The sequence below is a fragment of the Agrobacterium sp. 22-221-1 genome, assembly GCF_053522445.1.
Genome location: NZ_JBNWCL010000002.1, coordinates 471,149 through 482,988, shown reverse-complemented (window position 1 = coordinate 482,988; position 11,840 = coordinate 471,149). Strand labels below are relative to the sequence as shown.

Sequence of the window (11,840 nt, the reverse complement as noted above, 5' to 3'; positions counted from 1 at the left end):
TTGCCGCCTGCATCGTCTGTATGGTCAGAACACCCGGCCTTCCCTGAGGTGGGTCGTGGTGCCGTTGAGGTAATAATCACCGATCACCCGCGCCTTGTGGGCGAGCGGATTGTGATTGTAGACCGTGCGGATATTGCGCCAGTGGCGGTCGAAATTCCGCTCGCTCGATGTCGCCGAGCCGCCTCCGAGTTCATAAAGATTGGTGGCGACCGTCAGCGACAGCTGCGAGGCGATGATCTGGGTGCGGGCTGTGGCGAGCGAGCCTTCCAACAGGGCTGCCTCTATCGCCTCTTCGTCCCCGGTGGCGAAGGCGGCCGCGGTGCGGTCGAGCGTTCTCGCCGCTTCGCGGATCAGGGTCTTCACGGCGAAAGCGCCAGCGCTGATTTCGCCGAGCATCTTCTGCACGAAGGGGTCCTGATTGGCGGTTTCGGCGCTGCTGTGAAGCGTGGTGCGCGCCTGGCGCAACACATACTCCACGCCGTCCTTCAGCGCGCCCTGAACGGCGCCGGCGGCCGAGGCGGCGAGATGCAGCTGCCGCATGGCCGAGCTGTGGCGGCCGATCTGGCTGCCGAGCTTGCGGGTCGTCAGCTCATGCGGCAGGACCTCGACATTCTCAAGCAGCACCCCGCCGCTTGCCGTCATGCGCTGACCCATGCTGTCCCAGTCGTCGAGAATGGTGATGCCGGCGCGATCGAGCGGAATGAGCACGCCGATCGGTTGTTCGTCATCGCCAATGGCGCTGAAGGTGCCGAAATCGGCAAAGGCCGTGCCTGTCGCATACCATTTGCGGCCGTTCAGCCGGTAACGGTCACCATCCGCACTCAGCCGTGTGGTAATTTCGCCGGGGCGCTTGGTGCCCTGTTCGGTGCTGGCGCCTGCGAAGAGCTTGCCGGCAAGCACATGTTCGAGGTGCCGCCGGTCCTCCAGTTCGATGGGTGCGAGAGCGAGATTTTCGGTGAAATTGAAATGGCTGCGAAGCGCGTGCGGAATATTGCTGTCGGCTTCGCCGAGGATCATCAGCACTTCGATATAGTCGGCAATCGAGCCGCCCGGTCCGCCCTTGGCTTCGGGAACGCGCAGCGTGCCGATCTTCGCCTCCTTGATAAGGGCGAAGATATCGAAGGGCAGTTCCCGCTGGCGTTCGCGACGGGCGGCATCCCTGGCCGCGATGGCCGCAATGTCCTTTGCCCGGGCCAGAATCTCGTCACGGCTCGGTACGCCAGAATTGTCGGTGGTGGTGGTCTGCAGTTTCGGATTGGACATTGCGGTTTTCCCTGAGCGGATGTGAGGGCCTGCGGCACGAGGCGCCGCAGGCTTGGTCTTCTGGACGATCAGGCGACCGCGCGCGGCTTGAGCGCCGGGCGGTGTGCGGGCTCGAGATTGCGCGGCACGCGGCCTTCGACGGGATGACTCGGATCGTTGAAGCCGGGTGTCGAGGGATGGCCGGTGGTGACGAGGCTGTCGACCAGCGCTTCATCTTCGGCGTCGATCTTCACATCGAGCGCGCGAATATATCCGTCCCAGTGCTCTTCGGTGCGCGGGCCGGTAATGGCGGCGGTGACGAACTTGTTGTTCAGCACCCAGGCGAGCGCGAAATCCGCCGCCGAAACGCCCTTCGAAGCGGCATGGGCTGCGACCTTCTGCGCGATCTCGACCGATTCCGGACGCCATTCCGTTTCCAGAACGCGCTTGTCGCCACGGCCAACGCGGGTATCGGCACCCGGCTGTTCGCCCGGCTGATATTTGCCGGTCAGCACACCGCGTGCGAGCGGCGAATAGGACACCACGCCAAGACCGTAATGATTGGCCGCCGGCAGCTGCTCGGCTTCGGCCGTGCGGTTGACGATGTTGTAGAGCGGCTGGCTGGCAACCGGCCGGTCGATGCCGAGCTGGTCGGCCAGATGCGAAATTTCGGCGATGCGCCAGCCACGGAAATTCGAAACGCCGAAGTAACGCAGCTTGCCCGCACGGATGAGATCGGCGATGGCGCGCACCGGCTCTTCCAGCGGCGCATCGAAGACGGCGCGGTGGAAATAGAGAATGTCGATATAGTCCGTGTTGAGACGGCGCAGCGAATTTTCGACGGTCTCGATCACCCATTTGCGCGAATGGCCGCCGAGGTTCGGACCCTTTGTGTGGGAATTGACGAATTTCGTCGCCAGAACCCAGTGATCGCGGCTGGCCTTGATGCCGCGGCCGACGACTTCTTCCGACTTGCCATCGTGATAGACATCGGCGGTGTCGATGAAATTGATGCCCTGTTCGCGCGCCTTGTCGATGATGCGGAAGGCCACGTCATCCGGCGTCGGGCCTCCGAACATCATCGTGCCGAGGCTCAGCGGTGAAACTTTCAGCGCGCTGCGTCCGAGATAGCGATAGTCGACCATTATGGTTGCTCCTTCAAGTTATTGGGCATGGTGGCAGGCCACGGCGTGGTTCTTGCCGAAAAGGGTGTAATCCGGCGCTTTTTCGCGACAGAGATCGGTGGCGAGCGGGCAACGGGTGTGAAACCGGCAGCCGGATGGCGGGTTATGCGGGCTCGGCAGATCACCGGAAATCGGTGCTGCCTGTTTGCGCCGCGCGGGATCGGGAACGGCGGCCAAAAGGGCACGGGTATAGGGGTGCTTTGGCGACGCCCAGAGTTCCGATGTCGGCGCGCTTTCCACGATCTTGCCGAGATACATGACCAGCACGCGGTCGGAGAAATAACGCACCACGGAAAGGTCGTGAGAGACGAAGAGATAGGAGAGCGAAAGCCGCTTCTTCATCTCCACCAGAAGATTGAGGATTTGCGCCTGTATCGAAAGATCGAGCGCCGAAACCGGCTCGTCGCAGACCACCAGTTCCGGTTCCAGAACCAGCGCGCGGGCAATGCCGATGCGCTGGCGCTGGCCGCCGGAAAATTCATGCGGATAACGGTCGAGCGAATCCGCCGGCAGGCCGACCTGCGCGACGATGGCCTCGACGATCTCTCGCTGGCGTGCCCGGTCGCCGATGCCATGCACCTTCAGCGGCCCGGTCAGGATGGTGCGCACCGTCTGGCGCGGGTTGAGCGAGGCGAAGGGGTCCTGAAAGATCATCTGGATGCGGCGGCGGATGCCGCGCAGTTCGGATGACGTCATTGCCGTCACATCAGCGCCCTTGAAGGTGATCCGGCCGGAAGATGGCTCGACCAGCCGCATCAGTGACTTGCCGAGCGAGGATTTGCCGCAACCGGATTCGCCCACCAGCGCCACGGTCTCGCCCGCCTCGATATCGAGGGAGACGTCGTCGACAGCGCGCACGGTGCCGCGTCCGCCCGCATAATGGGTGGAAAGACTATGCACTGACAAGAGCGCCATCGGGTACCTCGTGGGAAGTGGGAGCAACGAAGGGGCAGGCGGCGTAACGGCCTTGCGAGATTTGCCGCAGCGGCGGTACGAACTGCCCGCAGAAACCGCGGGCGCTCGGACAGCGCGGCCGGAAGGCGCAGCCGCGTTCCCCCGTGGCGGAAACGATGGAGCCCGGAATCTCGATGAGCGGCCCGTCGCGATAATGCTGCCCGTCTTCCGCACGCGGCGAGGCGGCGAGCAGGCCGCGCGTATAGGGATGGTAGGGGTTGGAGAAAACCGGTTCCGGCAGCCCTTCCTCCACCTTGCGTCCGGCATACATCACCATCACCCGGTCCGCCCATTGCGCCACGATGCCGAGATCGTGGGTGATGAGGATGACTGCCATGTTGAGGTCGCGGCGCAGATTATCGAGCAGTTGCAGGATCTGCGCCTGTATCGTCACGTCGAGCGCCGTCGTCGCCTCGTCGGCGATCAGCAGTTTCGGATTGCAGGCGACGCCGATGGCGATCATCACGCGCTGGCGCATGCCGCCGGAAAGCTGGTGCGGATAATCATCCACCCGGCGGCGGGCGTCTGGAATATTGACCAGTTCCAGAAGCTCGATGGCGCGTTTGCGGGCCTGATGCCGGTCGATCTTCTCGTGGATGCGCAGCACCTCGATGATCTGTTCGCCAACCGTGAGAACCGGGTTCAGCGAGGTCATCGGCTCCTGAAAGATCATGCCGATATCCCGGCCGCGAATGCCGCGCCATTGCCGCTCGGAAAGCGGCAGCAGATCGCGGCCCTCGAGCAGCACCCGTCCGCCGGTCTTGGCGTGGGATGGCAAAAGGCCGATGAGGCCGAGCGCGGTCAGGGATTTGCCGGAGCCGCTTTCGCCGACGATGGCGAGCATTTCGCCGGGGCTGACATCGAAACTGACGCCTTTGACCGGCTGGGCGGAGCCGAAGCTGACGGAGAGATCATGGACTTCGATCAATTTGCTCATCGGCGTTCCTCCGAAAAACGGGGATTGAGCGCATCGTTGAGGCCGTCGCTGATGAGGTTCAGCGAAATGACGGTGAAGACGATGGCAAGGCCGGGAAGGGCGGTCAGATACCAGGCGGTGCGGATGACATCGCGACCCGAACCGATCATCGAACCCCAGGACACGCGGTTTGGATCGCCAAGTCCCATGAAGGAAAGCGCCGCTTCCATCAGGATCGCACCCGCCACCATAACCGAGGAGGTGACGATGATCGGCGGCAGCGCATTGGGCAGGATTTCCTGAAAGACGATGCGCGCATGGCCGTAACCGAGGCTGCGGGCGGCGAGCACATAGTCCTTTTCGCGGATGGCGCGGAACTCGGCGCGCGTAAGGCGCGCCACCAGCGGCCAGGTGATGATGCCGATGGCCGATGTAACCGTGGTGACCGACGGCTGGGCGATGGCGACGAGCACGACGAGCAACACGAAATTCGGCAGGGTCTGAAAGATTTCGATCAGCTTGACGAGAATATCGTCAATGACGCCGCCGAAATAACCGGCGAAAGCGCCAACCGCGATGCCGATCGTCAGGCCGATCAGCGTCGCGACGACCCCGACGGTGAGCGAGATGCGTGCGCCATGCACGATGCCGGCCAGAACATCCCGGCCCATGGAATCTGTTCCGAGCGGATAGGCGGCATTCTGGCAGGGCCACAGGAACGGGCGGGCCACCATTTCCAGGGGATCACCGGGATAGATCAAGGGGGCGATCAGCGCGGTGACGATGACGGTTGCGAGAAACAGCAGCCCGACGATGGCGTTGGGATTGGTAAGGAAGATTTTCAGTTCCCGCCGCAGGCCGCGCCGTGGCACGGAGACGGAGCGGGCAGAGAGCGCATCCGGCGCATGGATATAGGGCCAGGCTTTTTCTTCCGGTTTCTTCGGTTTGGGATTGTTGTCTTCGGCGCTGAGGTCGGCCGCGTTGAGAACCGCTGTTGTGTGGGAGGAATTCATCGGCTTTCTCCGATGCGGGGGTCGAGCCAGGCCTGCAACAGGTCCACGGCTGCATTGACGATGATGACGACGAGGGAGGAGAGAAGCAGAATGCCGAGCAACACGCTGAAATCCCGCGCCATGACGGCTTCGAAAGCGAGACGGCCAAGGCCCGGCCAGCTGAAGACGGTTTCAACCACGACCGCGCCACCCAAAAGGCCGCCGATATGCATGCCGGCCATGGTGGTGATGGGGATGAGCGCGTTGCGCAGGATATGGCGTGTGGTTAGCCGGAGCGGAGAAACGCCCTTGGCGCGCGCCGTGCGCACATAGTCCTGGGATTTCACTTCCAGCATCGCCGCGCGGGTAAGGCGGGCATAGATGGCCAGAAAATAAAGCGCGAGCGAAAGGGCGGGGAGAACGATATAACGCAGCCTGTCCAGCAGGGCATCGAAGCCGGTTAGGCTGCTGCCGATGGTGCTGTCGCCGCCCGAGGGAAGCCAGCCGAGCTTCACTGAGAAGGTCAGGATGAGCATCAGGCCGATCCAGAAACCCGGCACGGAATAAAAGATCAGCGAGCCGATGGAAATGATCCGGTCCGGCAGCTTGCCGGAGAAAAGCGCCATGATCGAGCCGAGAAACACACCGACAAAAATCGCAATGCCAAGTGCTGCGCCCATCAGGGCGAGTGTGCCGGGCAGACGCTGGCCGATGAGGTCTGCCACCGGCATGCCGTATCGCGGTGAAAAGCCGAGGCTGAATTGCGCGAGATTGCCGAGATAATTCATCAGCTGGTGCAGAACCGGCAGATCGAGCCCGAAGCGATTGCGGATTTCCGCCATGGTCTCGACGGTCGCCGAACCCGCTTCCGCGGCCAGCACATCGGCGGCATCGCCCGGTGCCAGTTGCAGCAGGAAAAAGTTCAGGATGACGATACCGAGGACCGTCGGGACGGCCTGAATGGCCACCCTTTTTGCCTGCGATAAAATCCGTTTCGAATTCGACATCGGCTCCAGTCCGTAAGCGTGGAAATATGAAATCGGCCCCTGAAGGCGTTGGTATTAGTTGACTAATTTTATGGAATTTGTCAAAGAGTAATAGAATTATTTTCTGAAATTTACGGAAATATGCGCCATAAAGAAAAGATAATTCCTGTTTATGAGAATGGTTGGTTCTTCATGCCAAGCTCGCTCTCGTCTGCGGAACAAACTTCTTCCTAAACGCGGCCGTTCAGTTTGCCGGTTTTTCGCCGGTTCAATCAAGGAGAGGGTATCGTATGACTGTTTTCAACCAGACGACGCGGCGTGGATTTCTGCTGGCGTCCGTGGCGCTTGGCGTGGTGTCGTTGCCGGGGCTCAAGCTCAACGCGGCGGAGCCGGCAAGCGGCGGCACGGCCACTTTGCTGATTTCGTCGGAACCGCCGGTGCTGACGACGATTGCGCATACGGCCTATAATTCCGTCTATATATCGCCCAAGGTCACCGAAGGGCTGTTGACCTATGATTTCGATCTCAATCCCAAGCCGCTCTTGGCCAAATCATGGGAAGTGAGCGCGGATGGTCTGCGTTATACCTTCAATCTGAGGCCCGGCGTGAAATGGCATGACGGCAAGCCCTTCACATCTGCTGACGTGGCCTTTTCCATCAATACCATCAAGGAAGTGCATCCGCGTGGACGCAATACATTCCTGAACCTCACTGCTGTCGAGACGCCGAACGAGCTGACGGCGGTTCTGGTTCTTTCCAAACCTGCGCCCTATCTGATCACGGCGCTTGCCGCCGCCGAAACGCCCATCGTGCCGAAACATCTTTATGAGGGTACGAAGGTGACCGAAAATCCGGTCAATCTCGCACCCATCGGCACCGGTCCGTTCAAGTTCAAGGAGTGGGTGCGCGGCAGCCATATCGTTTTTGAGCGCAATGCCGATTATTGGGATGCGCCGCGCCCCTATCTCGACAAGCTTATCGTCCGCTTCATTCCTGATGCTTCGGCCCGGGCGATTGCCATCGAAACCGGTGAAATCGATCTCGCGCCCAGCACGCCGGTCGCCTATAGCGATCTCGACCGGCTGAAGGAACTGCCAAGCCTCGGCTTCGAGACCAACGGCTATCAATATACCAATTCGATCAGCCGCGTGGAATTCAACCTTGAAAAGGACGTGTTCAAGGATGTCCGCGTCCGCCGCGCCTTCGCGCATGTGATTGACCGCAACGTCATATTCAATACGGTCAATTTCGGTTATGGCGCGACGATCACCGGGCCGATCAACCCGAAGCTGACGAAATGGTTCGTGGACGATCTGAAGACCTATCCGATCGATCTGAAGGCGGCGGAAGCGCTGCTGGATGAAGCCGGATACAAGCGCGGTGCGGATGGAATCCGTTTCAAGCTCAATCTGGACTATGTGCCGAGCACCGAGGCCTATCCGCGTGGCGCGGATTATATTCGTCAGGCGCTGGCGAAGGTCGGCGTGGATGTGACGGTGCGGACGCAGGATTTCGCCACCTATACCAAACGTATCTACACGGATCGCGATTTCGATTTTGCCTATGAGGGCATGAGCAATCTCTTCGACCCGACCGTCGGCGTGCAGCGGCTCTACTGGTCCAAGAACTTCAAGAAGGGCGTGCCCTTCTCCAACGGCGCTGCCTATAGCAATCCGAAGGTGGATGCGCTGCTGGAGGCCGCAGCCATCGAGATCGATCCGGACAAGCGCGTCGCGCAATGGAAGGAAATCCAGCAGATTCTCGTCGATGATGTGCCGGCAATCGATATCGTCGCAGCGCCGGAGATCACCATCTTCAACAAGCGCATTGCCGATCACACCATAGGCGCAGAAGGTGTGGCGGGAAGCCTCGCCTTCGCGCATATCGCCGCATCCTGATCGTTTCGCCAGACCCGGCTCGCCCCTTGCGGCGGGCCGGGACCTTTCCCTTTCATCGAGGCCAAAGCCATGAGCACGACACTTTCTGAAATCTGGTACACACGCTGCCCGGTGCCCACGCCCGTAGGGCTGGCAGCACAGCTCGGTTATCTCGGCGAGACTTTCGAGGAGGTCGGCATAGCGTTGAAATCCATCATCGATTCGCCTGACCGTTCAGTCCGGCAGAGCCATTTCAACCACACGCTGGAATGGTCCTTCCGCCATGGCGGCAATGTGCCTCCCATTCGAGCCCGTTCGGAGGGGCGCAATACGCGCCTTATCGGGGTGACGTGGACGGATGAGTTTCAGGCAATCATCACCCTGCCGGAGACCGGTATCCGTTCGCTTGCCGATCTCGTCGGCCGCCGTTTCGGCGTGCCGCGCAGACCGGAAGGCATTGTCGATTTCATGCGCGCGACGGCGCTGAAGGGCATCGTTTCGGCGCTTTCGCTGGAAGGGTTAAAGGTCGAGGATGTCGAACTCAAGGACATCGTCATCAAGGATTCGGTGCTGGCCTCGCAGGAAGGGCCGTCGTTGTTCGGCCTGAAGCGCCGGCAATCCTTCGGCGAGGAAATCATCGCGCTGCTGCGGGGTGAGGTCGATGCAATTTTCGTCAAGGGAACGGCGGGCATCGCCGCCGCGAACCTGATCGATGCGGTGCAGGTAGCGGAGTTCGGTTTTCATCCCGATCCGAAGATCCGCATCAATTCCGGTTCGCCACGGGTGCTGACGGTTGACGGGCGGCTTGCCGATGAGCGCCCCGATCTGGTGCAGCGGCTGGTTGGCGCCATCGCCCGGGCCTCGCTCTGGGCGGAACAGCACCCGGAAGAGACGCGCCGTTTCATCGCGCGCGAGGCTGGCGCGACGGAGGAACAGGTTCTGGCCGCCAATGGAGCTGAGGTTCACCGCCATCTCGGTCTCGGCCTTGATGCCGATCTTGTCGGCGCCGTCGGCCATTACAAGGACTTCCTGCATCAGTGGGGCTTCCTTGAAAACGACTTCCATCTGGGCGACTGGATCGACGACCGTTTCGTCACGGCAAATGAAAGGGCGGTGGCATGAGCGTTGCACTTTCCGCCGTTGCGAACGACCCGGCGCAGCGGCCAGATCCCGTCGCCGTTGCAACCGCGCTGGCCGGGGATTTCAGCCTGACTGCTGCGGACCACGACAAAAGCGGCGAATTCGCCGCCGGTAATTTCGAGGCGCTTTTCAAGTCCGGCCTGCTGGGTCTCGTCACGGCTGAAAAGGATGGCGGCTGGGGCGAGGGCATGGAAACGGCACATGCCGTCATTACGGCCATTGCCAGGGGCGATCCATCGACCGCCCTTATCCTCGCCATGCATTACAGCGTTCATGCTGCGATCGGTCGCGGCAAGTGGCCGGCAGCACTTGCTGCAAAGGTACTGGCCGCCAATAGCAGGGAACCGGCGCTCCTGAACAATGCGCAGGCGGAGCCGGGTGTCGGTTCGCCCGCCCATGGCGGCCTGCCGGAAACGACGGCGCGGATCGAGGGCGATTTCTGGGTGGTCAATGGCCGCAAGAGCTTCGTCACCGGCCTACCGGGCTTGAAATGGGCAATCGTGCTTGCCGTGACGACGGAAGAGACGCCGCGCCTCATCCAGCTTCTTGTTCCCCTCGATGCGGCTGGCATCGCTCAGGAAAAAGCATGGGAGGCGACCGGCATGTACGCCACGGCCAGCCATGATCTAGTGCTGGAAGACGTGCAGGTGCCGCTTGCCGACATTGTGGCCGAGCAGCCGGCGGATGAGCCGCTGCGGCGCGATGAAGCGGACGGGTATAATTTCTTCGTGCTACTGGCTTCCGTCTATCACGGTGTCGCGCTTTCGGCGCGGGACGATCTGTTGCGCCATCTGAATGGCCATATTCCGGCAAGCCTTGGCGCACCGCTGTCCTCCGTCCCCCGCATTCAGGAAGGTCTCGGCCAGATCGAGGTGCTGCTGGCGGCGAACCGACGCCTCCTTCTCTCCGTCGCCCGCGATGTCGATGCGGGGGAGAGGGTGGGAACCGATGCGCTGGCCGTCCGCCATGTGGTCATCGACAATGCGGTGGCGGTGACGGATCTGGCGCTGGAGCTTGGCGGCAATCGCGGCCTGCGCCGGGATTACGACCTTGAACGCCATCACCGCGATGCGATAACGGCAAGGGCGCATGCGCCGCAGAGCCATATGATCCGAACGATTCTCGGTCGTCAGAGCATCAAGGCGGCAGGCGGTTGACCGATGAAGCAAAAGGGCGGCCTTGTCCAAGGCGGGCCGCCCATGTTCAAGCTACGCCAATCAATCCCGCAGCAGCGGCAGCAAGCTCTCGCCCTGCCGTTCGATTTCCTTGAGATAGGGCGTGTCGGAAAGCACGAAATGGCTGATGCCCAGCGCGCGGTATTTGCGCAGTGACGCTGCGACATCTTCCGCCGAACCGACAAGCCATGTGGTTCCCGCCCCGCCGCCGCCGAATTTGCCCGGCGCGGTATAGAGATTGTCGTCCAGCACGTCGCTCTGATGGTGCAAATCCAGCAGGCGGCGCTGGCCGACCGCCACGGCCTGAAGATGGTCGTTCCAGCGTACGCCATTGTTTGCGGCCATTTCGGCAACTTTCGCTTCCGCATCGCGCCATGCCTCGGCTGTGGTTTCGCGCACCAGCGTGGTGATCCGCAGGCCGAATTGCAGCGGCGGCAGATCGCGGCCGAGCTTTTCGCTGAAGTTTCTCAGCCGCTCGATCCTTTCGCGCACACCAGCGAGCGGTTCTCCCCAGAAAAGCTGCACGTCGGCCTCGGTTGCGGCAACCTGCTCGGCTGCTTCGGAAGCGCCGCCGAAATAGAGTTTGGGATGCGGCCGGCCTTCGCGCGCGGCGATGCGTGGCGAAACGGTGGAGTTCGTCACTCGGAAATGATCGCCATTAAAAGTGACGTTTTCCTCGGTCCAGAGCCGCCGCACCAGCCGCATGAATTCTTTCGTGCGGGCATAACGCTGCGCCTGATCGCCTTCTTCATCGCCATAGGCGGCAAGCTCATCCCTGCCGGAAACGATGTTGATCCGAACTCGACCGCCGGAAAGCTGGTCGAGCGTGGCGGCGGCCGATGCGAGGTTGGCAGGCTTCCAGTAGCCGGGACGGATAGCGATCAGCGGCTCGAATGTGGTGGTGCGGGCCGCAAGCGCCGCCGCCACCGTAAATGTATCCGGACGTCCCCAGCCGGTGCCGATCAGCGCGCCTTTCCAGCCATGGGTTTCAAGCGCTTTGGCATGGCTCGTCAATGTATCGAGACTATTGTGGTTTTCGCTGACGGCGTCGCCCCGGTGGCCGGGTTTGACGTCATTGGGGATGTACCAGAGAAATTCGCTTGTGCTGCTCACATTATCCGCCTGAATTTTCGTTTTATGGTGCGGTGGAATGGTCCAGCTGACGTTTGGCCTTCACCGCTTGTGGCTCCCGGGAGGCGCAAGCCTCCGCAGGTGCGAGAATGGCAAAGCGGCGGCGACCCGGCGAAGCAGCGACGTTTCTTTTGTCATGCGGTGGAGGAAAAGCTTTCCGTCTGGAAAGCCTATATTGCACATATTTTCTATATAAAAAATTTGAGGAAATGATTCCCTCTGATTGATATTATCTGCATCTCT

10 protein-coding genes are annotated in these 11,840 nt (G+C 61.4%); 3 read left to right on the top strand and 7 right to left on the bottom strand.

Annotation, left to right across the window (positions count from 1 at the left end):
- Positions 1 to 24: 24 nt before the first annotated feature.
- The 6 genes from ACQZ5N_RS05655 to ACQZ5N_RS05630 form a co-directional block, all read right to left on the bottom strand.
- Positions 25 to 1,263 (bottom strand): acyl-CoA dehydrogenase family protein, encoded by a 1,239-nt coding sequence (locus ACQZ5N_RS05655; protein WP_448732356.1) that lies wholly within the window; start codon positions 1,261 to 1,263, stop codon positions 25 to 27.
- Positions 1,264 to 1,331: 68 nt separating this feature from the next.
- On the bottom strand, positions 1,332 to 2,387 hold the full coding sequence (locus ACQZ5N_RS05650) for an aldo/keto reductase (protein WP_003524705.1): 1,056 nt from the start codon (positions 2,385 to 2,387) through the stop codon (positions 1,332 to 1,334).
- Between the two features lie 18 nt (positions 2,388 to 2,405).
- On the bottom strand, positions 2,406 to 3,341 hold the full coding sequence (locus tag ACQZ5N_RS05645) for an ABC transporter ATP-binding protein (protein WP_080854468.1): 936 nt from the start codon (positions 3,339 to 3,341) through the stop codon (positions 2,406 to 2,408).
- On the bottom strand, positions 3,319 to 4,317 hold the full coding sequence (locus ACQZ5N_RS05640) for an ABC transporter ATP-binding protein (protein ID WP_174057852.1): 999 nt from the start codon (positions 4,315 to 4,317) through the stop codon (positions 3,319 to 3,321). The genes ACQZ5N_RS05645 and ACQZ5N_RS05640 overlap by 23 nt, the downstream gene beginning before the upstream one ends.
- Complete coding sequence (locus ACQZ5N_RS05635; protein WP_448732355.1) at positions 4,314 to 5,309, bottom strand: ABC transporter permease; 996 nt, start codon at positions 5,307 to 5,309, stop codon at positions 4,314 to 4,316. The genes ACQZ5N_RS05640 and ACQZ5N_RS05635 overlap by 4 nt, the downstream gene beginning before the upstream one ends.
- Positions 5,306 to 6,295 carry an ABC transporter permease gene (locus ACQZ5N_RS05630; protein ID WP_020808892.1) on the bottom strand — a complete coding sequence of 330 codons (990 nt, stop codon included), beginning with the start codon at positions 6,293 to 6,295 and terminating at the stop codon, positions 5,306 to 5,308. The genes ACQZ5N_RS05635 and ACQZ5N_RS05630 overlap by 4 nt, the downstream gene beginning before the upstream one ends.
- A gap of 269 nt (positions 6,296 to 6,564) precedes the next feature.
- Between ACQZ5N_RS05630 and ACQZ5N_RS05625 the strand changes: the two genes are divergently transcribed.
- From ACQZ5N_RS05625 to ACQZ5N_RS05615, 3 genes are all read left to right on the top strand, one after another.
- Positions 6,565 to 8,172 carry an ABC transporter substrate-binding protein gene (locus ACQZ5N_RS05625; RefSeq protein ID WP_448732354.1) on the top strand — a complete coding sequence of 536 codons (1,608 nt, stop codon included), beginning with the start codon at positions 6,565 to 6,567 and terminating at the stop codon, positions 8,170 to 8,172.
- A 69-nt stretch (positions 8,173 to 8,241) separates the two neighbouring features.
- Complete coding sequence (locus ACQZ5N_RS05620; protein ID WP_448732353.1) at positions 8,242 to 9,273, top strand: ABC transporter substrate-binding protein; 1,032 nt, start codon at positions 8,242 to 8,244, stop codon at positions 9,271 to 9,273.
- The gene (locus ACQZ5N_RS05615) at positions 9,270 to 10,448 is read left to right on the top strand and encodes an acyl-CoA dehydrogenase family protein (RefSeq protein ID WP_448732352.1); all 1,179 of its coding nucleotides are present in this window, start codon (positions 9,270 to 9,272) and stop codon (positions 10,446 to 10,448) included. Before ACQZ5N_RS05620 ends, ACQZ5N_RS05615 begins: the two co-directional genes overlap by 4 nt.
- A gap of 60 nt (positions 10,449 to 10,508) precedes the next feature.
- Here ACQZ5N_RS05615 and ACQZ5N_RS05610 read toward each other — a convergent pair whose 3' ends face one another.
- Positions 10,509 to 11,579 (bottom strand): LLM class flavin-dependent oxidoreductase, encoded by a 1,071-nt coding sequence (locus tag ACQZ5N_RS05610; protein ID WP_448732351.1) that lies wholly within the window; start codon positions 11,577 to 11,579, stop codon positions 10,509 to 10,511.
- Between the last annotated feature and the right edge of the window lie 261 nt (positions 11,580 to 11,840).